Source organism: Streptomyces sp. ID05-39B, assembly GCF_033794725.1.
GTDB classification, from domain to species: domain Bacteria; phylum Actinomycetota; class Actinomycetes; order Streptomycetales; family Streptomycetaceae; genus Streptomyces; species Streptomyces bobili.
Genome location: NZ_JARGEF010000161.1, coordinates 1 through 19,325 on the forward strand (window position 1 = coordinate 1; position 19,325 = coordinate 19,325).

Annotated in this window: 23 protein-coding genes; 16 read left to right on the top strand and 7 right to left on the bottom strand. The window is 72.2% G+C overall.

The window, feature by feature from the left end:
- Nucleotides 1-280: 280 nt before the first annotated feature.
- From P1P75_RS28045 to P1P75_RS28060, 4 genes are all read left to right on the top strand, one after another.
- Entirely contained in the window at nt 281-820 is a 540-nt protein-coding gene (locus tag P1P75_RS28045) for a DUF2269 domain-containing protein (RefSeq protein ID WP_319260398.1), read from the top strand.
- A 283-nt stretch (nt 821-1,103) separates the two neighbouring features.
- The gene (locus P1P75_RS28050; protein WP_086765827.1) at nt 1,104-1,526 is read left to right on the top strand and encodes a hypothetical protein; all 423 of its coding nucleotides are present in this window, start codon (nt 1,104-1,106) and stop codon (nt 1,524-1,526) included.
- A gap of 67 nt (nt 1,527-1,593) precedes the next feature.
- Nucleotides 1,594-2,436 (top strand): class II glutamine amidotransferase, encoded by an 843-nt coding sequence (locus P1P75_RS28055; RefSeq protein ID WP_319260401.1) that lies wholly within the window; start codon nt 1,594-1,596, stop codon nt 2,434-2,436.
- Between the two features lie 298 nt (nt 2,437-2,734).
- A complete protein-coding gene (locus tag P1P75_RS28060; protein WP_319260403.1) occupies nt 2,735-3,388 on the top strand; it encodes a PadR family transcriptional regulator in 654 nt (217 codons plus the stop codon).
- A gap of 73 nt (nt 3,389-3,461) precedes the next feature.
- Here P1P75_RS28060 and P1P75_RS28065 read toward each other — a convergent pair whose 3' ends face one another.
- A complete protein-coding gene (locus P1P75_RS28065; RefSeq protein ID WP_319260406.1) occupies nt 3,462-3,899 on the bottom strand; it encodes an SRPBCC family protein in 438 nt (145 codons plus the stop codon).
- Between the two features lie 187 nt (nt 3,900-4,086).
- A complete protein-coding gene (locus P1P75_RS28070; protein ID WP_319260409.1) occupies nt 4,087-4,299 on the bottom strand; it encodes a hypothetical protein in 213 nt (70 codons plus the stop codon).
- Between the two features lie 248 nt (nt 4,300-4,547).
- Between P1P75_RS28070 and P1P75_RS28075 the strand changes: the two genes are divergently transcribed.
- On the top strand, nt 4,548-5,081 hold the full coding sequence (locus tag P1P75_RS28075; protein WP_319260412.1) for a Clp protease N-terminal domain-containing protein: 534 nt from the start codon (nt 4,548-4,550) through the stop codon (nt 5,079-5,081).
- Between the two features lie 81 nt (nt 5,082-5,162).
- Nucleotides 5,163-6,167 carry a DMT family transporter gene (locus tag P1P75_RS28080; RefSeq protein ID WP_319260415.1) on the top strand — a complete coding sequence of 335 codons (1,005 nt, stop codon included), beginning with the start codon at nt 5,163-5,165 and terminating at the stop codon, nt 6,165-6,167.
- Between the two features lie 57 nt (nt 6,168-6,224).
- On the opposite strand, the gene P1P75_RS28085 is transcribed toward P1P75_RS28080, so the two are convergent.
- Together P1P75_RS28085 and P1P75_RS28090 are read right to left on the bottom strand one after the other, a co-directional pair.
- Nucleotides 6,225-6,860 (bottom strand): FMN-binding negative transcriptional regulator, encoded by a 636-nt coding sequence (locus P1P75_RS28085; RefSeq protein WP_319260418.1) that lies wholly within the window; start codon nt 6,858-6,860, stop codon nt 6,225-6,227.
- Complete coding sequence (locus P1P75_RS28090; RefSeq protein WP_319260421.1) at nt 6,860-7,561, bottom strand: pyridoxamine 5'-phosphate oxidase family protein; 702 nt, start codon at nt 7,559-7,561, stop codon at nt 6,860-6,862. The genes P1P75_RS28085 and P1P75_RS28090 overlap by 1 nt, the downstream gene beginning before the upstream one ends.
- Nucleotides 7,562-7,596: 35 nt before the next feature.
- On the opposite strand from P1P75_RS28090, the gene P1P75_RS28095 reads away from it, so the two are divergent.
- Entirely contained in the window at nt 7,597-8,928 is a 1,332-nt protein-coding gene (locus P1P75_RS28095) for an aminotransferase class I/II-fold pyridoxal phosphate-dependent enzyme (protein WP_319260424.1), read from the top strand.
- Between the two features lie 124 nt (nt 8,929-9,052).
- Here P1P75_RS28095 and P1P75_RS28100 read toward each other — a convergent pair whose 3' ends face one another.
- A complete protein-coding gene (locus P1P75_RS28100) occupies nt 9,053-10,006 on the bottom strand; it encodes a DMT family transporter (RefSeq protein WP_319260427.1) in 954 nt (317 codons plus the stop codon).
- A 96-nt stretch (nt 10,007-10,102) separates the two neighbouring features.
- Between P1P75_RS28100 and P1P75_RS28105 the strand changes: the two genes are divergently transcribed.
- Nucleotides 10,103-11,005: a LysR family transcriptional regulator gene (locus P1P75_RS28105; protein ID WP_319260430.1), complete on the top strand. Its 903-nt coding sequence runs from the start codon at nt 10,103-10,105 to the stop codon at nt 11,003-11,005.
- Between the two features lie 37 nt (nt 11,006-11,042).
- Here P1P75_RS28105 and P1P75_RS28110 read toward each other — a convergent pair whose 3' ends face one another.
- Nucleotides 11,043-11,510 carry a pyridoxamine 5'-phosphate oxidase family protein gene (locus tag P1P75_RS28110; RefSeq protein ID WP_319260433.1) on the bottom strand — a complete coding sequence of 156 codons (468 nt, stop codon included), beginning with the start codon at nt 11,508-11,510 and terminating at the stop codon, nt 11,043-11,045.
- 156 nt (nt 11,511-11,666) lie between these two features.
- Between P1P75_RS28110 and P1P75_RS28115 the strand changes: the two genes are divergently transcribed.
- Nucleotides 11,667-12,320: a cysteine hydrolase gene (locus P1P75_RS28115; RefSeq protein ID WP_319260436.1), complete on the top strand. Its 654-nt coding sequence runs from the start codon at nt 11,667-11,669 to the stop codon at nt 12,318-12,320.
- On the opposite strand, the gene P1P75_RS28120 is transcribed toward P1P75_RS28115, so the two are convergent.
- The gene (locus tag P1P75_RS28120; RefSeq protein ID WP_319260439.1) at nt 12,307-12,810 is read right to left on the bottom strand and encodes a Rieske (2Fe-2S) protein; all 504 of its coding nucleotides are present in this window, start codon (nt 12,808-12,810) and stop codon (nt 12,307-12,309) included. The genes P1P75_RS28115 and P1P75_RS28120 overlap by 14 nt on opposite strands.
- Nucleotides 12,811-13,008: 198 nt before the next feature.
- Between P1P75_RS28120 and P1P75_RS28125 the strand changes: the two genes are divergently transcribed.
- From P1P75_RS28125 to P1P75_RS28155, 7 genes are all read left to right on the top strand, one after another.
- Nucleotides 13,009-13,764 (top strand): HipA family kinase, encoded by a 756-nt coding sequence (locus P1P75_RS28125; protein WP_319260442.1) that lies wholly within the window; start codon nt 13,009-13,011, stop codon nt 13,762-13,764.
- Nucleotides 13,761-14,177: a DUF3037 domain-containing protein gene (locus P1P75_RS28130; RefSeq protein ID WP_319260446.1), complete on the top strand. Its 417-nt coding sequence runs from the start codon at nt 13,761-13,763 to the stop codon at nt 14,175-14,177. Before P1P75_RS28125 ends, P1P75_RS28130 begins: the two co-directional genes overlap by 4 nt.
- Before the next feature lie 169 nt (nt 14,178-14,346).
- On the top strand, nt 14,347-15,108 hold the full coding sequence (gene fabG / locus P1P75_RS28135; RefSeq protein ID WP_086767796.1) for a 3-oxoacyl-ACP reductase FabG: 762 nt from the start codon (nt 14,347-14,349) through the stop codon (nt 15,106-15,108).
- 16 nt (nt 15,109-15,124) lie between these two features.
- Nucleotides 15,125-15,886 carry an SDR family oxidoreductase gene (locus tag P1P75_RS28140; protein ID WP_319260449.1) on the top strand — a complete coding sequence of 254 codons (762 nt, stop codon included), beginning with the start codon at nt 15,125-15,127 and terminating at the stop codon, nt 15,884-15,886.
- 207 nt (nt 15,887-16,093) lie between these two features.
- Nucleotides 16,094-17,677, top strand: a complete 1,584-nt coding sequence (locus P1P75_RS28145) for an ABC transporter substrate-binding protein (protein ID WP_319260453.1) — start codon at nt 16,094-16,096, stop codon at nt 17,675-17,677.
- Nucleotides 17,678-17,754: 77 nt separating this feature from the next.
- The gene (gene ung, locus P1P75_RS28150) at nt 17,755-18,438 is read left to right on the top strand and encodes a uracil-DNA glycosylase (protein WP_319260456.1); all 684 of its coding nucleotides are present in this window, start codon (nt 17,755-17,757) and stop codon (nt 18,436-18,438) included.
- Between the two features lie 116 nt (nt 18,439-18,554).
- Nucleotides 18,555-19,034 carry a hypothetical protein gene (locus P1P75_RS28155; protein WP_086767788.1) on the top strand — a complete coding sequence of 160 codons (480 nt, stop codon included), beginning with the start codon at nt 18,555-18,557 and terminating at the stop codon, nt 19,032-19,034.
- The last annotated feature ends 291 nt before the right edge of the window (nt 19,035-19,325 follow it).

Sequence of the window (19,325 nt, forward strand, 5' to 3'; positions counted from 1 at the left end):
GGGGGGGGGGTGGTCGGGTGGGGGTGTGGGTTGCGTCGGGAGGCGGGTGGCCGTCGGGGGGCAGGCGGCCGCCGGGTGGTGGGTTGCGTCGGGGGCAGGTGGCTGGGTGGTGGGGTCCGCCCGGGTGTCGGATGTCTGGTCGGTGACCTCCGCCGGGGACGGATCACCGGGCTGTCGTCGCCGTACGTCCGTGCCGGTTGTCGCGTACGCCCGTGTCGGTACGCCGGGTTGCTCCCGCCGTGGGACGACCAGGGCGGCGCCGACCGGCAGCGTGGTGGGCGTGAAGCTGACCCGCCCGGCGCGCCGGGCCAACCTCGTCGTCCATGTCGCCGCCTCCGCGAGTTGGCTCGGGCTCACGCTCGGGCTGCTCGCGCTCGGTACCGCCGCGGCCACCAGCGGGTCGACGGCGACCGTCGAGGCGTCCGTCCGGGCCATGAAGCTGTTCGCGGACTGGCTGCTGCTGCCGGTCGCCGCGCTCACGCTCCTCAGCGGCCTGGTGCTGTCGCTGGGCACTCCGTGGGGACTCGCGCGGCACCGCTGGGTGTTCACCAAGTTCTGGCTGACGCTGGCCACGACCACCGCGACCGTCCTCGCGCTGCGCCCCGGCGTGAACGCGGCGGTCACCGCCGTGGCCGCGGGCGGGACGCTCCCCGACGCCGGTGACGTCCTGTTCGGGCCGGTCGTGTCCCTGTCCGCCTACCTCTTCATGACCGTCGTCTCGGTCCTCAAGCCCTGGGGGCTCACCCGCCGCGGACGTCGGCTCCGCGAGGCGGAGGCCCGCGGACAGGCGAGGGCGGGGCGCGCCCGTCAGGCTGCCTGACCCTGTGGTGCTGCGTGCGGGCGCCGTCCGCCACCGCCGCGACCCTTCACCGCGCGCACACGCCGGGACGCTGGGATGCTGGAGGGAGCGTTGCCCAAGGCGTGACGAGAAGTGGCGGTGAGCGCCACGGCCGGGCTTGCGGAGGGCGGGCGGTCAGGATCGTCGCGGGCGCAGATCGCGCGGCGCGTGAAGGAACCGATCCCGACCTGCCCCGCCCCGGCCCATGGCCTCCACGCCTGCCCACGGCCGCTGATCATCCACGACACCGAATCGAGGCGACGGTATGAGCGCGACTCACACTTCGCACACCGGGACCGCCAAGCAGCACTGGGCGCAGGGGCTCACGGTCTTCGCCGCAGTGATCCTCATGCTCTCCGGGATCCTGGACATCTTCCGCGGCATCATGGGCATTGCCGAGGACGACGTCTTCGTCACAACCCGCAGCTACGTCTTCGAGTTCGACCTCACCGGCTGGGGCTGGATCCATCTGGCGCTCGGAGTGGTGGCCGTGCTCGTCAGCCTGGGACTCTTCCGGGCATCGATGTGGGCCCGCGTCGCCGGGGTGGCCATCGCGGCACTCATCGTCATCGCCAACTTCCTCTCCCTGCCGTACTACCCGGTGTGGTCCGTCGTGACGATCGCCTTCGCCGGGTTCGTCATCTGGGGGCTGTGCGTGTCGCGGTCGGACACCGCCTCGCTGCGCTAGCGATCCCTGCGCGCGGGCGGCCGTCCGCCGCCCGCGCGCGTCCGAACGGCCAGGAAGGCGGCGCACGATGTGCCGATGGCTCGCCTACTCGGGTACGCCCGTCCTGCTCGAGACGATCCTCTACAAGCCGGCCCATTCACTCATCGACCAGAGCCTGCACTCCCGAATGGGGGTCGAGACGACCAACGGCGACGGCTTCGGGGTCGGCTGGTACAGGCCGGACCTGCGGACCCCGGCGATCGTCCGTGACATCGGCCCGGCGTGGAGCAACCGGAATCTGCGGGAGATCGCCGGCCATGTCCGGTCCCCCCTCTTCTTCGCCCACATCCGCGCCTCGACGGGGTCCGCGGTGCAGCAGACCAACTGCCATCCGTTCCGCCACGACCGCTGGATGTGGATGCACAACGGCGCGATCGCCGAGTTCCACCGCATGCGGCGGGACCTCGCGCTGGCCGTCGACCCGGATCTGTTCCTCGACATGGAGGGCTCGACGGACTCCGAGATGATGTTCTACCTGGCCCTCACCTTCGGCCTGGAGCAGGACCCGCCGGGCGCCGTGGCCCGCATGGCGGGCCTGGTGGAGCGAACCGGCCATGAGCACGGAGTGGAGTTCCCGCTCCAGATGACGCTCGCCGTGACCGACGGGGAACGGCTGTGGGGCTTCCGCTACTCCAGCCAGAAGGCCTCACGCTCGCTGTTCTACAGCACCCGTGTGGACACCCTGCGGGACCTCCATCCCGACCTGGCGTTCCTTCGGGAGGTTTCCGGCGCGACCCGACTCATCGTCTCCGAGCCCCTCGGTGACCTCCCCGGCGCCTGGAACGCCGTTCCGGAGGGCAGCTGCGGCGTGGTCCAGCCCGAGGGCGACGAGATGTTCTCCTTCGCCCCACGCGAGCCGGCCCTGGCGTGAGCAGGCCGAGAAGAGCCGGCAGTGCACCTGCGGAGTGTGTACGGGACCGCTCCGGCTCGCAGCGCGGCAGCCGCTGGGCCGGCTGACGGGCTGACCGACTGTCGGCCGGCTGCTGAGCGCCGAGCCCTGCGAGGTCCGGCGACCACGTGTCGATGCCAAGACCTCGCTGTCGGCCCTCGTCGGCCCTCGTCGTCCCAGGTCAGCCGTCGGACAAGAACGGGCCTTGCCATCCGAACAGTACCGATATATCGTTGACGCATCGCGATCGATCAGCGACCGACTGAATGGAGTCATGGCGATGCGTACCCACGGATACGAGCGTGGACATGGACAGGACGGCTTCGCCCGGCGCGGCCGGGGTGGCTTCGAGGGCATGCGGGCGGCTTTCGGGCCCTTCGGCCCGGGTGGGCCGGGTGGCCCCGGTGGTCCCGGGGGAGGCTTCGGGCCCGGATTCGGGCCGGGGTTCGGACCGGGGCCCTGGGGCGGTCGAGGCCGGGGCGGACCCAGGGGGAGGGCGCGGCGCGGTGACGTGCGGACCTCGATCCTGGCTCTGCTGAAGGACCGGCCGATGCACGGCTACGAGATGATCCAGGAGATCGCCGAGCGCAGTGGCGGCGCCTGGAAGCCGAGCCCCGGCTCGGTGTACCCCACCCTCCAGCTGCTGGAGGACGAGGGTCTGATCAGCAGTGCGTCGGAGGGCGGCAAGAAGCTGTTCTCGCTCACCGACGCGGGCCGGACGGCGGCCGAGGAGGGTCCTGAGGCCCCTTGGGAGGAAGCCTCCCGCGGGGTCGACTGGGAGGCCCTCGGTGAGATCCGGCAGGCCGGCTTCGGGCTGATGGAGGCCTTCGGGCAGGTCTGGAAGACCGGCAGCAAGGAACAGCGCGAGAAGGCGCTCACCGTCATCAACGACGCCCGCAAGAAGCTGTACCTGATCCTCGCCGACGAGGGCTGACGGCCGTACGGCACGACGAGTGGGGGCGCCCCGCCGAGGATTCGGCGGGGCGCCCTTCCGTCGTCCCGCCCGCTCAGGCCGTCGTCGAGGCCAGCCCGTCCAGTTTGCGCAGGGACTCGGTGAGGGCGGCCGTCGCCGAGTCCTTCAGCTTGCCCGCCATGAGCGACACGGCCGCGCCCGTGAACTCGCCGTCGATCCGCACGTCCGTCGCGTCGCCGTCGGGCGTCAGGGTGTAGCGGGTCACGAGGGCGACCGCCATCGGGCCCTTGCCGCGGATGGCCAGCACCCGCAGAGGTTCGAGTTCCTCCACGGTCCACTCGACCTCGGCCGGGAAGCCCATCAGCTTCATGTTCTCCTGGAAGGTCGCGCCCACTTCCAGCGCCTTCGGGCCGCCCTGGGGGAAGTTGGTGTGGGTGGTGTTCCACTCCCCGTACGCGGACCAGTCCGTGAGCTGTGCCCACACCTTCCCGGCCGGTGCCTGGATGCGTGCCTCCGCGCTGACTTCGGCCATGCGACCACCTCTTCGTGTCCGGCGACTCGGGCTGCGGTCCGCGGAACGTAGCCGCAGCGGCGCGAACATTCAAGGCTGACGAACCGTCAGAAACGCGAGCCGTCGGAAGAGACGCGGACCGTCGGATACGCGGACCGTCAGAAGCAACGGGGACCGTCGGATACGCGGACCGTCAGTCACGCGAACGTCAGAGACGTCGCCCGCTGCCGGACCGGTTCACCCGCTGAATCTCCGCCGCGTCGAACAGGTCCCATGCGCGCGGGAACGGCCCCTCGTCGTGACAGTGCCAGGCCTCCCAGAACAGATCGGCGGGCAGCGCGTCCTCCGGGGCGTACACCCGGTACACGTACTGTCTGCCGTCGACCGCGGCCAGAGCCACCAGCCAGCACCCGCTCTCCATGTCCGTGGGACGTGACGGCGGGCGCCCGCGGTTGCCCCGAGGGCGCGGGACAAGGCGGCGCGCGCCCCTAGGGCGAAAACGGCCTGATCTCATCCCCAAGGAGGAGATTCCGGCCCTCCTCGTCCGCTCTGTGTGGGACGCGAAGATGGTTCCCTCCGGGGATGACCCGGTCGGCCGGGGCTGATGGGGTGGGAGATGTGCCACCCCGTATCCCCCGGCAGCCGGTTCGCGACCACGCGTTCCGGGCCATGGAAGACGACGCCGGGCTCAGTGCCGAGCTGGCGGCGGCGGTCGACGGCGCGCGACGGCGGGCCGTGCGCGACGGGGACCGCCAGATCGACACCGCGCACCTGCTGCACTCCCTCCTGGAGAACGACCCCGAGGCGCGCGCCGCCTTCGACAGCGGTCCGCAGCTCGCCCGCCTCTTCGGCTACCTCGTCCAGCGCAGCATCGGCTACGGCCTGCGCTGGCAGGGCGGCGTGGAGGACTCGGGCGCCGTGCCCGTCGTGACGACCGTCGAGGGCTTCTCGCCGCTCGCCTCCAGCGCGCTGCGGCACGCGCGCGTGCGGGCCGCCGGGCGCCCCGGACCTCACGCCCCGGACGCGGGCCGGCCCGCCCACGGCGACATCGCCCGTGGCGTCGATCTGCTGGCCGCCGTCCTCGCCGACCCGCAGACCCGTGCCGTCGAGGTGCTGGGCCGGGCCGGCATCGACCCCCTCGTCGTGTGCGCCCGCATCGAGGACGGCCTCGCCGGACACGCCGAGGAGGACGACGCGCCCTGACCGGTGCGGCCCGGCTCCTCCCGTCCAGCCGCCGAGACAGGTGTCAACGGGGGTGACGGTCATGTCCTCGCCTGTCATCATGTGCCGGTGCATACGTCTGTGAGCAGTCAGGTCAGTCGCGGAAAGGGCATCGGGCTCTCTCTGGCGATCGGGTCGGCCGTCGCCTTCGGCGGGTCCGGAGTGGCGGCGAAGCCGCTGATCGAGGCGGGACTCGACCCGCTGCACGTGGTGTGGCTGCGGGTGACGGGCGCGGCCCTGGTGATGCTGCCGCTGGCGGTGCGCCACCGCGCGCTGGTGCGCCGCCGTCCCGCGCTGCTCGCCGGGTTCGGACTGCTCGGTGTGGCGGGCGTCCAGGCGTTCTACTTCGCCTCCATCTCCCGCATCCCCGTCGGCGTCGCCCTGCTCGTCGAGTACCTGGCGCCCGCTCTCGTGCTCGGCTGGGTGCGGTTCGTGCAGCGGCGGCCGGTGACGCGGGCCGCCGCGCTCGGTGTGGTCCTCGCGGTGGGCGGGCTCGCCTGCGTGGTCGAGGTCTGGTCGGGGCTCGACTTCGACGCCCTCGGCCTGGCCCTGGCGCTGGCCGCCGCCTGCTGCCAGGTCGGCTACTTCGTCCTCTCCGACCAGGGCAGCGACTCCGGCGACGACGCCCCCGACCCGCTCGGCGTGATCGCCTACGGCCTCCTCGTCGGCGCGGTCGTCCTCACGGTCGTCGCCCGCCCCTGGACCATGGACTGGCCGGTGCTCGCGCGTTCCGCCGCGATGGACGGCACCGACGTCCCGGCCTGGCTGCTGCTCGGCTGGATCGTGCTCATCGCCACGGTCGTCGCCTACGTCACCGGCGTGGTCTCGGTGCGCCGGCTCTCCCCGCAGGTGGCGGGGGTGGTGGCCTGCCTGGAGGCGGTCATCGCGACCGTCCTGGCCTGGGTCCTGCTCGGCGAGCACCTCTCGGCGCCGCAGATCGTCGGGGGCGCGATCGTCCTGCTGGGCGCGTTCATCGCCCAGTCGTCGACCCCAGCCAAGGGCTCCGCGGACCCGGTGGCCGCCGGCAGCCCCGAGCGGGAGCTGTCCGCGCGCGGCACGGCGACCTGAGGCGGGCCCTGCGCGGAGCCGCGCCCGGCGGACGCGCCGGGCGCCGCCGTCGTACGGTCAGAGCGCGGGCCCGCGCCGCAGCAGGTGCTCGCGGGCTGCCGCGTCCCCCGGACCGCCGCGCGCGTCGAGGCCGGCGGCGATGCGCTCCCTGGTCTCGGCGGGCCGGTGGCCGGCGTACTTGAACTTGGCCCGCACGCCGCTCACTTCGAGCCGGATCCCCCGGATCCCGGAGAGCAGACGGCCGTACGGCACCTCGCCCGCCGCGACCCGGGCGGAGCCGCCCTCCGGCTGGAAGTGGCCCATCTGCCGGTTCAGCAGGGCGGCCTTGGCGTCCGGGTCGTCGACCGGGTGGGCCGTGCAGCGCAGTTGGACCGCCGCGTAGAAACTCGTCGGGGTGCCGTGCTCGGGCGGTGCGTCCGGAGGTGCCTGCCAGGGGCCGGGTATGTACGCGTAGTCGTCGACCACGCTCAGCACGACCTCGGGGTCGGCCTCCAGCGCCGCCCACAGGGGGTTGGGCCGGGCGAGGTGGGTGACGGCCTCGCCGCGGTCGGCGTCGTAGGCGAAGTGCAGGGGCTGCACCCACGGTGGGTCGCCGGGCAGGCCGTTGACGGCGAGCTGGCCGAAGTCGCGCACGGCCAGCCAGTGCTGCCACTCGGCGTCGTCGCGGGGCGCGTCCCAGGGGTGGATCAGCATCACAGCGTCCCGAGGTAGGCGGGCAGTGCCGTGCCGGGGAGCAGGTCGGCCTCGGGGAGCGGGGTGCCGTAGCCCTTGCGGAGGGGGACGACGCCGGCCCAGTGGGGGAGTGTGAGGTCCTCGGGCTCCTCGTTCACCCCGCCGGTGCGGGTCTTGGCCGAGACCTCGTTCAGGTCGATGCGGATGACCGCGGTGGCGGCCAGTTCCTTCTTGTTGGCGGGCCGGGAGTCGGCGGCCCGGCCGGGGACGACGTGGTCGACCAGGGCGTCCAGCGCCGCGAGCTTCTCCTCGGGGTCGGTGACGTCGTGGGCGAGGCCGTGCACGACGACCGAGCGGTAGTTGACCGAGTGGTGGAAGGCCGAGCGGGCCAGCACCAGTCCGTCGACATGCGTCACCGTCAGGCACACCGGCAGTCCCGGGTCGGCCTGCCCGGTCATCCGCAGCGGACGCGAACCGGTCGAACCGTGGACGTAGAGCGTCTCGCCGACCCGGCCGTAGAGCGTCGGCAGCACGACCGGCGCGCCGTCGCGGACGAAGCCCAGGTGGCAGACGTAGCCCTCGTCGAGTATCGCGTGCACCAGGTCCTTGTCGTACGACGCCTTCTGTGCGGACCGGGTGGGGACCGTGCGGTCGGTGGGCGTGTAGGCGGGGGGTGACGTCGCCGGCTGTGCGGTCCCCTGCGGTTGTGTGGTCCCCTGCATGGCGTTCTCCATTGCACTAGTGCATAATCGACTTTGTGCTAGGAGAGTATCGGATCACAGGACGGCGCGCAGCCGACATCTCCGCGAGCGTCGAGCAGGCGGTGGGCGCCGGCGAGCTGGCGCCCGGCCAACCGCTGCCCCCGATGCGCGAGCTGGCCGAGCGGCTGGGGGTGAACCCGAACACCGTCGCGGCCGCCTACCGCACCCTGCGTGAGCGCGGGGTGATCGAGACCGACGGCCGGCGGGGCAGCAGAGTGCGGTCCAGGCCGGCCACGACCGGGCGCGAGTTCATCCGCGTGGAGGTTCCGGCGGGGGTGCGGGACGCCTCGGCGGGCAACCCGGACACCGCGCTGCTGCCCGCGCTCGGGCCGGCCTTCGCCTGGGCCGCCGAGCAGGGCGACCGGGAACCGGTCCTGTACGGACACGATCCCGTCGAGCCCGAACTCGCGCGGGCGGCCCGCGCCGAGCTGGACGCCGACGGGGTGCCGGCCGGGCCGGTGGCCGTCACCTCCGGCTCGCTGGACGCCATCGAGCGAGTGCTCGCCGCACACCTCAAGCCCGGCGACACGGTGGCCCTGGAGGACCCCGGCTGGGGCTCGCTCCTCGACCTCGTCCCGGCGCTGGGGCTGCGCACGGTCCCGGTCGGCGTCGACGACGACGGGCCCCTGCCGCAGGACGTGGAACGGGCCCTGGAGAGCGGCGCCCGCGCCCTCATCGTGACCGACCGTGCGCAGAACCCGACCGGCGCCGCGGTGGGCGCCGCACGCGCGCGCGCCCTGCGGGCCGTGCTGCGCCGGCACCCCGGCACCCTGCTCATCGAGGACGACCACGGTCACCGGATCGTCGACCTGCCCCTGCACCCCCTCGCGGGAGTCACCCGGCACTGGGCCTTCGTCCGCTCGGTCGCCAAGGCCTACGGCCCCGACCTGCGGCTCGCCGTCCTCACCGGCGACGAGGTCACCCTCGACCGGGTCCGTGGACGACAGCGCCTCGGGCCCGGCTGGGTCAGCCGGATCACCCAGCGGGCGGTGGCGCGGCTGTGGACCGACGGCGCGGTGGACACCCCAGCGGTCGCGCGGGCGTACCGGACGCGCCGGGACTCACTGATCGCCGCACTGGCCGAGCGGGGGGTCGAGGCGCGTGGCCGCAGCGGGATGAACGTGTGGATTCCGGTGCCCGACGAGACCGGGGCGGTGGCCCGGCTGCTGCACGCGGGGTGGGCGGTCGCCCCCGGCGCCCGGTTCCGGCTCGGGGCCCCGCCCGGCATCCGGATCACCGTCTCGACGCTGGCGCAGGACGAGGTGGGGGCACTGGCGGACGCGGTGGCCTCAGCGGTGCGGGTGGGAGGCGGAAGGGGGTTCGTGTAGCGGGGGACACGGGGTTCGGGCGGCTGGACGGGGACATGAGGTTCGGGCGCTGGACGGGGATACGGGGTCCGGCGGCCTCGGTGATCGGCCCGCGCCCCTCTTCCGGTGTGCCGCCGGCCCGTGGCTACGCCTTGCGCCGGGCCTGGGTCAGTGCCGCTCCGGCCAGGACGATCACCGCTCCCACCGGTGTCGACCAGGTCAGGGACTCGCCGAGCAGGGCCACGCCCGCGGCTGTCGCGATGACCGGGATGAAGTACGTGACCATCTGGGCCGTCGTCGGACCGACCTCGGTGACCAGGCCGTACTGGATGAGCAGGGCGAGGCCGGTGCCCAGGGCGCCCAGGGCGGCGATCGCCAGCAGCGGCAGGAGCGGGAAGCGGGTCGGGAACGTGGTGAACGCCGGCGTGACGACCGCGAGTTGGAGCGTGGCGAGGAACAGCTGCGCGCCGGTCATCGACAGGGCCGAGCCGCCGCTTCCGGCCAGGGTGCGGCGTACGTAGATCCAGCCGATCGGGTAGCTCAGCGATGCCAGCAGGGCCAGGGTCGTGCCGCGGGCGTCCAGTCCGCTGAAGCCCTGCCAGGCGCCGAGGACCGTCAGCACGCCGAGGAAGCCGAGGCCCAGGCCCGCGACCCTGACCCGGGTGGGCCGGTCCTCCGAGAGGGCCACCAGCGACAGGGCCATGCCCCACAGCGGCGAGGTGGCGTTGCAGATGCCCGCCAGGGTGGACGGGATCGTCAGTTCCGCGTAGGCGAACAGGGAGAACGGCAGCGCGTTCAGCAGCAGGGCGGCGACGGTCAGATGGGCCCAGGTGCGTGCCCCGCGCGGCAGCCGCTCCCGCCTGACCGCGATCGCGACCGCCAGCACCGCCGTCCCGAACGCCAGCCGGCCGAGCGTGACCTGGAACGGCGCGTAGCTCTGCGTGCCCACCTTGATGAGCAGGAAGCTGAAGCCCCAGATCAGCGAGAGGAGCCCGAAGCGCAGGCGCCAGTCGAGAGCGCGACGGGGGCCGGTCGACGGCCCGGTGGCCACGGAGGCGGAACCGGTGGAGGGGGTGGCTGAGGCGGCGGCGGTGGTCATGGTCATCACCGTCCCCGAGAAACACCTCGTAGCACAAGCGAGAATGTGCGAGCAATACCTCGTAGCAACGCTTAGACGTCTCGTAGCATCGCTTCCATGTTGAACCTGGAGCGCCTGCGCACCCTCGACGCCCTCGCCCGGCACGGCTCGGTCAGCGGCGCCGCCGCGGGGCTGCACATCACCACCTCGGCGGTCTCGCAGCAGATGGCCAAGCTGGAGCGGGAGGTCGGCCAGCAACTCCTCGCCAAGAACGGGCGCGGCGTACGGCTCACGGACGCGGGCCGGCTGCTCGCCGATCACGCGGCCCGCATCCTCTCGCACGTCGAGCTGGCCCAGTCCGACCTGGAGGCCCAGCGCGGGCAGGTGGTGGGGGAGCTGAGGCTGTCTGCGTTCCCGACCGCCGCGCGCGGGCTGTTCCCCGTCGCGCTCGCCGGTCTGCGCGAGGAGCACCCCGGGCTGCGTGTGCGCTCCTGCGAACTGGAGCCGGAGCACGGCATCGCCGGGGTGATCCGCGGCGACCTCGACCTCGCCGTCGTCCTGGACTGGTACAACAAGCCGATGCCGGTGCCGGACGGGCTGGTCAAGGCGCCCATCCTGGACGATCCCGCCGACGTGGCGATGCCGGCCGGGCATCCGCTCGCGGGCCGGGACGAGGTGGACCTCGGGGAGTTCGCCGGGGACGAGTGGATCACCTGGGGCGACGGCGAGTTCTGTCACGAGTGGCTGATGTTCACGCTCCGCTCGCGGGGCGTCGAGCCGATCGTCGGCCACCGCGCGGCCGAGACGCACACTCAACTCGGTCTGGTCGCCGCGGGCTTGGGCGTGTGCATCGCCCCGCTGCTCGGGCGGCACCCGGTGCCCGAGGGGATCGTCATCGTCCCGCTCCGGCAGCGGCTGCGGCGGCACGTCTACGCCGTGTGGCGGGCGGACGCCGACCGCCGCCCCTCGATCAGGGCGGCGGTCGGGGCGCTGAAGTCGGCCGCGGACAACGTCGGTTGAGCCGGCGGACCGCGTCGGCCGGCGCCGGCCCGAGTGCCTACACCTCGCCCAGCTTGCGGAAGTCCCAGGACACGATCTTCTCCGGACGCAGCCGCGCCCACGCGTGCCGTCCGTCGTGCGGCATGGCGTCCAGACCGAAGTTCTTGCGGGCGAACAGCGTTTCCACCGAGTCCAGTTCGGCGCACAGCTCGCCGGTGCGCGGGACCTCGCCCACGAACTCCACGGTGCCGGACAGCTCCACGCCGCGCAGCGAGTCGTACTCCTCACCCGTGTCGATCACGATCGCGACCCGCCGGTCCCGGCGCAGGTCGCTCCAGCGTCTGCTGCGCACCACGGAGTACAGCCACAGCGCCGAGCCGTCCCACAGGAACCACAGGGCGCTCACGTGCGGGGCGCCGTCGGCGGACACGGTGGCCACCCGGCAGGTGCGCTGGGTGGTGAGGAACGCGCTCACCTCGCCCGGCGACATCATGATCTTCCGGCCCCTGCGCTGCGTGACGGTCATCCAGCCCTCTTCTCTTCGCTTCTCGCACGTCGTGCCAGATGATTTCTGACAGCACGTCAAAAAAGGACGGCCCGGACAGGATGAGTCTTCTTCCCTGCTCGCGCAACGGTGGCTATCCTCGGCCGACTCGACCCGCGTCGGTCCCCAGGGGGAGCCATGTCCTCGTCCCGGCAACTCGGTGAACTGCTCGATCCCCGCCACACCGTCCTGCTCACGGTGGAGTGCCAGCGGGGCGTCGTGGGCCCGGACGCCGCCCTGCCCGAACTCGCCCTCGCGGCACGCTCGTCGGGCGCCCTCGCCAACGTCGCCCGGCTGGTGGCCGGCGCGCACGAGGGCGGCGTCCAGGTGATCCACGCCCTCGCCGAACGCCGCCCCGACGGCCGGGGGGCGAACCGCAACGCGCGCCTGTTCCGCGCCGCCGAACGCCTCCCGGTCCGGCAGCTGACCGGCACCGCGGCCGTCCAGGTCGCGCCCCCGATCGAGGTCACGGACGCGGACCTCGTCGTACGGCGGCTGCACGGTCTGTCGCCGATCCAGGGCACCGACGTGGACGCCCTGCTGCGCAACCTCGGCTGCCGCACGCTGGTCGTCGCCGGTGTCTCCGCCAACGTGGCGATCCCCAACGCCGTCTTCGACGCCGTCAACCGCGGTTACACGGCCGTCGTCCCGGCCGACGCCGTCGCGGGGGTGCCGTCGGACTACACCCCCGCGATGATCCGCCACACCCTCGCGCTGGTCGCCACGGTCGCGACCACGGACGAGGTCCTGGCGTGCTTCGCACGGCCGGGCAAACGTCTCAGGCCAGAGTGATCGAGTCACCGCTCACGGTGATCTGCACCGCGGGCAGTGGCTTCGTCGCCGGGCCGCTCTTCACACTGCCGTCGGTGACGGAGAAGTTGCTGTTGTGGCAGGGACAGTTGATGACCCCGTCGGCGATGCTCTTGACCGCGCAGCCCGAGTGGGTGCACACCGCCGAGTACGCCTTGAACTCACCCGCAGTCGGCTGCACCACGACCACCTTCTGGTCGTCGAAGACCTTCCCGCCGCCCTCGGGGATGTCCGCGGTCGTCGTCAGGGCCGCACCCGCCGCGGCCCCGCCGCCGGTGCTCGCGGACGCGGAACCGCCGGCCGCGGAACCGCCGGTCGCGCCCGCGGAACCGGATGTATCGGCCGGAGCCGACGAGTCGTCGTCGGAGCCTGCGCACGCGGTCAGCGCGACGGCGAGCCCGGCGACCCCGGCGGCCGCCACGACCGTGCGGCGGGCGGGTCCCGAGGTGGACTGGAACGATGCGCTGGTCATGCTGGGTTCCCTTCGGGGGAGGTCTGATGATCTGCCGAGAGGTACGGGTCCCGGGCGCCGCCTGTTCAGCGGCCGTCGAGCCCGTTCGGACAGTGTCGAGATCTTGACCCGTTCGAGGTCAGCTGGGCGTAAGCCACAGCTGTCGCGGAGCTGTCGGTCCGTCGCCGAGGGTCCTCACGACCCCAGTAGCCTGGGGCGATGCTCAAGGAAGTCATCGCGACCCGATTCATCACGCCCCTGCGTGAGGGCGGCTCGCTGCCGGGTCTCGTCGAGGCCGACGACCTCGCCGCCTACGTCCTGAAGTTCACCGGCGCCGGGCAGGGCCGCAAGACGCTCGTCGCGGAGGTCGTCTGCGGCGAACTCGCCCGTCGCCTGGGCCTGAGGGTCCCGCGCCTGGTCACCGTGGAGCTGGACTCCGTGCTGGGTCTCGGCGAACCCGACCAGCAGGTGCAGGACCTGCTCAGGTCCAGCGGCGGCACCAACCTCGGCATGGACTTCCTGTCCGGAGCCCTCGGCTTCGACCCGCTCGCCTTCCCGGTCGACCGCGCGGAGGCCGGGCGGATCGTCTGGTTCGACGCGCTGATCAACAACGTCGACCGCTCCTGGCGCAACCCCAACCTGCTGATGCACCGCGGCGACCTGTGGCTCATCGACCACGGCGCCACCATGATCTGGCACCACAACTGGCCCTCCGCCGAGGCCTCCGCGGCCCGCCCCTACGACGCCTCGGACCACGCACTGGCCCGGTTCCGCCCGGACATCGCGGCCGCCGCGGCCGGGCTGGCCCCCCGGATCACTCCCGGCCTCCTCGACGAGGTCACCGCCGAGATCCCCGACGCCTGGCTGACCGACGAGCCCGGCTTCGACACCCCGGACGCGCTCCGGCGTGCCTACGCGGCACCCCTCCTCGCGCGCGCCGCCGTCATCCACGAACGCATCAAGGGGGCCGAGTGAACGAGCGCCACATCATCAGGCCGAGCGAGGCCAACGAGCGGGACGTCTACGAGTACGCCCTGCTGCGGATCGTGCCCCGCGTCGAACGCGGCGAGTGCATCAACGCCGGCGTGCTCGTCTACTGCCGCGCCCAGGGATACGTCGGGGCCCGCACCCACCTCGACGAGGCCCGGCTGCTGGCGCTGGACCCGGCGGCGGACGTGGCCGCGGTGCGTGCCGCACTGCGCGCCGTGGAGGACGTGTGCGGGGGCGGCGAGCGGGCCGGACAGGCGGCCCAGGACGACGCCGGGCGGCGCTTCCGCTGGCTGATCGCGCCCCGCTCCACGGTCGTCCAGCCGGGGCCCGTGCACACCGGGCTCACCACCGATCCGGCGGCCGAGACGGGCCGTCTGCTGGACCTCCTGGTGAGATGAGGGGCCGGGTGATGAATCACACCGCCCTCGTGTGGCGTTGACACCGGGTGCCAAGGCTTCTAGCGTCACGTCTGCCGAAGGTACTAAGCGGTCGCTCACCGAGTCGACGGTGATCAGGGCGGTCGCTCACCACACGGACGTACATTCTCGAGGGCGAGGAGAAGCAGCAATGTCCACCACAGAGCAGCGGGTCGCAGTAGTCACGGGCGCGGCGCGCGGCATCGGTGCCGCCACCGCCGTACGGCTGGCCGAAGAGGGCCGCGCGGTCGCGGTGATCGACCTCGACGAGGCAGCCTGCAAGGACACCGTCGAGAAGATCACCGCGGCGGGCGGCCGGGCGATCGCGGTCGGCGCCGACGTCTCCGACGAGGCCCAGGTCGAGGCGGCCGTCGCGCGCGTCGTCGCGGAGCTGGGCGCCCCCACGATCCTCGTCAACAACGCGGGAGTGCTCCGCGACAACCTGCTGTTCAAGATGAGCGCCTCCGACTGGGACACGGTGCTCAACGTGCACCTGCGCGGCTCGTTCCTGGTGACCAAGGCGGTCCAGAAGCACATGGTCGACGCCGGCTTCGGCCGGATCGTCAACCTCTCCTCGTCCTCCGCGCTCGGCAACCGGGGCCAGGCCAACTACTCCGCCGCCAAGGCCGGGCTCCAGGGCTTCACCAAGACCCTCGCCTTCGAGCTGGGCAAGTTCGGCATCACCGCCAACGCCGTCGCACCAGGCTTCATCGCCACCGACATGACGGCCGCCACAGCCGCCCGCATCGGCATGGGCTTCGAGGAGTTCAAGGCCGCCGCCGCCACCCAGATCCCGGTGGCGCGCGTGGGAGTGCCCGACGACATCGCCAACGCGATCGCGTTCTTCACGGGCGAGGCCGCCGGCTTCGTCTCCGGCCAGGTGCTGTACGTCGCCGGCGGACCGCTCAACTAGACCAGGGATCACGGACATGACTGAACTGCCCCCGCTCTCCGGCAAGGTCGCCCTCATCACGGGCGGCAGCCGTGGCATCGGCTACGGCGTCGCCGAGGCGCTCGTCGCCCGCGGCGACCGCGTCTGCATCACCGGCCGGGGCGAGGACGCCCTCAAGGAGGCCGTCGGCAAGCTCGGCGCCGACCGCGCCATCGCCGTCGCCGGCAAGGCCGCCGACGAGGCCCACCAGGCGACGGCCGTCGAGCGCACGATGGAGGCCTTCGGCCGCGTCGACTACCTCGTCAACAACGCCGGTACGAACCCGGTGTTCGGGCCGATCGCCGACCTCGACCTGGGCGTGGCCCGCAAGGTGTTCGAGACCAACGTCATCTCGGCGCTCGGCTTCGCCCAGCGCACCTGGCACGCCTGGCAGAAGGACAACGGCGGCGCGATCGTCAACATCGCCTCCGTCGCGGGCCTGGCCCCCTCGCCGTTCATCGGCGCCTACGGCGTCAGCAAGGCCGCGATGATCAACCTGACCCAGCAGCTGGCGCACGAGTTCGCGCCGCGGGTACGGGTCAACGCCATCGCCCCGGCCGTGGTGAAGACCAAGTTCGCGCAGGCCCTGTACGAGGGCCGGGAGGCCGAGGCGGCCGCCGCCTACCCGCTGGCCCGGCTGGGCGTGCCCTCCGACATCGGGGGCGCCGCCGCGTTCCTCACCTCGGAGCAGTCGGACTGGGTCACCGGTCAGACGCTCGTCGTCGACGGCGGCATGTTCCTCAACGCGGGCGTGGCCTGACATCACCCTGCCGTGGACGGGACACGGGCGCCGCTTCCGACAACCGGAGGCGGCGCCCGTCTCGTCGTCACAGCCGTCGCTCAGGGTCATGACAACGTCGTCACCGCTGAAGTGATCAAGAAACGTGACACAGGGGGCGGGTTCAGGCGGCGTGTCGCTGCGGTATGGTCTGCCAACCCTTGGCATGGCAGATCGAGGAGCGTGCGCGTGTTCAACCGGAACCGATCCTTGCAGCAGGTCGCGGCGATCGTGTCCATATCCCTGGTGGCCGGATGCAGCCTCCTGGGAGAGGAAGGCTCCGACGATGCCGGGCCGATCGTCGTGGGCACCACCAGCGCTCCCAGCACGCTGGACCCGGCCGCCGCCTGGGACGGATCCTGGGAGCTGTTCCGCAACGTCTACCAGACGCTGCTGTCGTACCCCAACGGCGCGACGGAGCCGAAGGCCGACGCGGCCAGCTGCGACTTCAGCGACAACACCAGCCGGACGTACCGGTGCAAACTGCGCGAGGGACTCGCCTTCTCCAACGGGGACAAGCTCGACGCGCAGGCCGTGAAGCACACCTTCGACCGGATCCTGGCGATCAACGCGCCCACCGGCCCCGCGGGACTGCTCGGCAGCCTCGACAAGGTCGAGACCGTCGGCGACCGCGAGATCGTCTTCCGGCTCAACAAGCCCGACGCCACCTTCCCCTTCGTGCTCGCCACCCCCGGTATGTCGCTGGTCGCCCCCGACGACTACCCGGCCAAGGCGCTCCGCGAGGACACCGACGGCGTGGTGGGCTCCGGGCCGTACACGCTGAAGAACTTCAAGGAGAACGACCGGGCGGAACTCGTCCGCAACGACCGCTACGAGGGCTCCGCGGACCGCAAGAACGACGCGGTGACCATCCGCTACTTCCAGGACTCCGGCGCGATGGTCGAGGCCCTGCGGGGCAAGCAGATCGACATCACCTACCAGGGCCTCGCCGCCGACGACATCGTCACCCTGGAGAGCAAGGGTGAGAAGAACAAGGGGCTCCAGCTCGTCGAGGGCGACGCCAGCAACATCAACTACCTGGTGTTCAACCCCAAGGACCCGTGGTCCGAGAAGATCGCCGTACGCCGGGCCGTCGCCCAGGTCATCGACCGGGCCGCGATCGCGCACAAGGTCTACAAGGGCACCGTCGACCCGCTGTACTCGATGGTCCCCAAGGGGCTGACCGGCCACACCACCGCCTTCTTCGACGACTTCGGCGACCCCGACCCGGACAAGGCCCGCGCGATCCTCGCCGAGGACGGCATCACCGACCCGGTGCCGCTCACCCTCTGGTACACCACCGACCGCTACGGCTCCGACACCGCCCTGGAGTTCAAGGAGATCAAGGCCCAGCTGGATGCCTCGGGCCTGTTCGAGGTCACCCTCAAGAGCCGCCCCTGGAAGACCTACGTGGTGGGCTACCAGAAGGGCGAGTACCCGGTCTTCGGACGCGGCTGGGCCCCCGACTTCCCCGACGCCGACAACTTCATCGCCCCCTTCGTCGGTGAGCAGAACGCGCTCGGCACGCCCTACCCGGCGAAGGAGATCACCCAGGTGCTGCTGCCCCGCTCCCGCGAGAAGAGCGACCGCGCCAACGTGGTGAAGGACTTCCAGGAGGCCCAGCGGATCCTCGTGGAAGACGCCCGGCTGCTGCCGCTGTGGCAGGGCAAGCAGTACATCGCCGCCAACGAGGACGTCTCCGGCGGGGAGCGGGCCCTGGACCCGTCGACGATCATGATGGTGTGGGAGCTGTCCCGCAAGACCAGCTGGTAGGCGGACCGAGGCCCCCGCTGTCAGTGGTCACCTGTAGGTTCTGGCCTGGAAGTGACCGCACGACGGAGGACGTTGACGTGACCGACATCGCCATGCTGCCCGAGACCTGGCGCGGGGTCCTGGGCGACGAGCTTGCGCAGCCCTACTTCAAGGAGCTGACGGAGTTCGTCGAGGAGGAGCGAGCGAAGGGTCCCGTCTACCCTCCGCGCGAGGAGGTCTTCGCCGCGCTCGACGCGACGCCGTACGAGCGGGTGAAGGTCCTGATCCTCGGCCAGGACCCGTACCACGGCGAGGGTCAGGGGCACGGCCTGTGCTTCTCGGTGCGGCCCGGGGTGAAGATCCCGCCCTCGCTGCGCAACATCTACAAGGAGATGCACGCCGAGTTGGACACGCCCGTCCCGGACAACGGCTATCTGATGCCGTGGGCCCAGCAGGGCGTGCTGCTGCTCAACGCGGTCCTCACGGTCCGGGCCGGCGAGGCCAACTCGCACAAGGGCAAGGGCTGGGAGAGGTTCACCGACGCGGTGATCCGCGCGGTGGCCGAGCGGCCCGACCCGGCGGTCTTCGTCCTGTGGGGCAACTACGCGCAGAAGAAGCTGCCCCTGATCGACGAGACCCGGCACGTCGTGGTGAAGGGCGCGCATCCCTCCCCGCTGTCGGCGAAGAAGTTCTTCGGCTCCCGCCCGTTCACGCAGATCAACGAGGCGGTCGCCCGGCAGGGCCACGAGCCGATCGACTGGACGGTCCCGAACCTGGGCTGACGCTCACCCGACCGGACTCTCACCGGGCCACTCCCTCGCCGGGGCGGCCCGGTGCCGCCTGACCGGGATCCCCGGTGCCTGCGGTTAGCGTCGTCGCAACAACGCAAGGAGGGCTCGTGGCGGAGCATCGGCAGGAACAGTCGGCACAGGACGCCGTACTGACCCGGATCGGGCAACTCGTGATGCTGCACCACGGGGGAGACCGGGAGGAGGCCCGGCGCCGCCTGCTGGAGCTGTGGACGGAGCTCGGCGAGGACGGTGACCCGCTGCACCGCTGCACGGTCGCCCACTACCTCGCCGACACCCAGGACGACCCGTTCGACGAGCTGGCCTGGGACCTGCGGGCGCTGACCGCGGCGGAGGAGCACGAGCGGGCACCCGCGGTGCGGGCCCTGTATCCCTCGCTCCACCTCAACCTCGCCGCGGACTACGTCAAACTCGGCCGCACCGAAGCCGCCCGCACCCATGTGCGCAAGGCGCGCAGATCGGCCCGGGGGCTGGGCGACGACACCTACGGCGACGGTGTGCGGGCGGCCATCAGCCGGATGGAGCTGCGGCTGGGGGAGGGCGGGCTGGACCACCTCCGCTCCGAGTAGCGGAGCGCCGAGGTGCCCTGCAGCCGTCCGGGGTTGCGAGGTTGCGCAGTTCGCCACCGCCGCGCGCGCGGAGGAGCGCACCGGCGGTCGGGGCGCGCTGAACTTCCAGGGTGCGTCAACGCCCGTACGTGCTTTCGCAGATCACGGCCTCGGGGCTGCCCGCCCGCCAGCCCCCGTACTTCTTGCCGAGGGCGCACACATCGGTGTGACCGCGTACCTCGTCCCTCGCGTCGGGGATCTCGACGCGGGGCCGCGCGGCGCCGTGCCGTTCCGGCCGGGCGGGGCCGGGGT

Bases quoted from the DNA above. Each gene is read 5' to 3' on its own strand.
- P1P75_RS28050 (WP_086765827.1), top strand. From the start codon at position 1,104: ATGAGCGCGACTCACACTTCGCACACCGGGACCGCCAAGCAGCACTGG.
- P1P75_RS28055 (WP_319260401.1), top strand. From the start codon at position 1,594: ATGTGCCGATGGCTCGCCTACTCGGGTACGCCCGTCCTGCTCGAGACG.
- P1P75_RS28060 (WP_319260403.1), top strand. From the start codon at position 2,735: ATGCGTACCCACGGATACGAGCGTGGACATGGACAGGACGGCTTCGCC.
- P1P75_RS28065 (WP_319260406.1), bottom strand. From the start codon at position 3,899: ATGGCCGAAGTCAGCGCGGAGGCACGCATCCAGGCACCGGCCGGGAAG.
- P1P75_RS28070 (WP_319260409.1), bottom strand. From the start codon at position 4,299: ATGGAGAGCGGGTGCTGGCTGGTGGCTCTGGCCGCGGTCGACGGCAGA.
- P1P75_RS28075 (WP_319260412.1), top strand. From the start codon at position 4,548: ATGGAAGACGACGCCGGGCTCAGTGCCGAGCTGGCGGCGGCGGTCGAC.
- P1P75_RS28085 (WP_319260418.1), bottom strand. From the start codon at position 6,860: ATGCTGATCCACCCCTGGGACGCGCCCCGCGACGACGCCGAGTGGCAG.
- P1P75_RS28090 (WP_319260421.1), bottom strand. From the start codon at position 7,561: ATGCAGGGGACCACACAACCGCAGGGGACCGCACAGCCGGCGACGTCA.
- P1P75_RS28100 (WP_319260427.1), bottom strand. From the start codon at position 10,006: ATGACCACCGCCGCCGCCTCAGCCACCCCCTCCACCGGTTCCGCCTCC.
- P1P75_RS28105 (WP_319260430.1), top strand. From the start codon at position 10,103: ATGTTGAACCTGGAGCGCCTGCGCACCCTCGACGCCCTCGCCCGGCAC.
- P1P75_RS28110 (WP_319260433.1), bottom strand. From the start codon at position 11,510: ATGACCGTCACGCAGCGCAGGGGCCGGAAGATCATGATGTCGCCGGGC.
- P1P75_RS28115 (WP_319260436.1), top strand. From the start codon at position 11,667: ATGTCCTCGTCCCGGCAACTCGGTGAACTGCTCGATCCCCGCCACACC.
- P1P75_RS28120 (WP_319260439.1), bottom strand. From the start codon at position 12,810: ATGACCAGCGCATCGTTCCAGTCCACCTCGGGACCCGCCCGCCGCACG.
- P1P75_RS28125 (WP_319260442.1), top strand. From the start codon at position 13,009: ATGCTCAAGGAAGTCATCGCGACCCGATTCATCACGCCCCTGCGTGAG.
- fabG (WP_086767796.1), top strand. From the start codon at position 14,347: ATGTCCACCACAGAGCAGCGGGTCGCAGTAGTCACGGGCGCGGCGCGC.
- P1P75_RS28140 (WP_319260449.1), top strand. From the start codon at position 15,125: ATGACTGAACTGCCCCCGCTCTCCGGCAAGGTCGCCCTCATCACGGGC.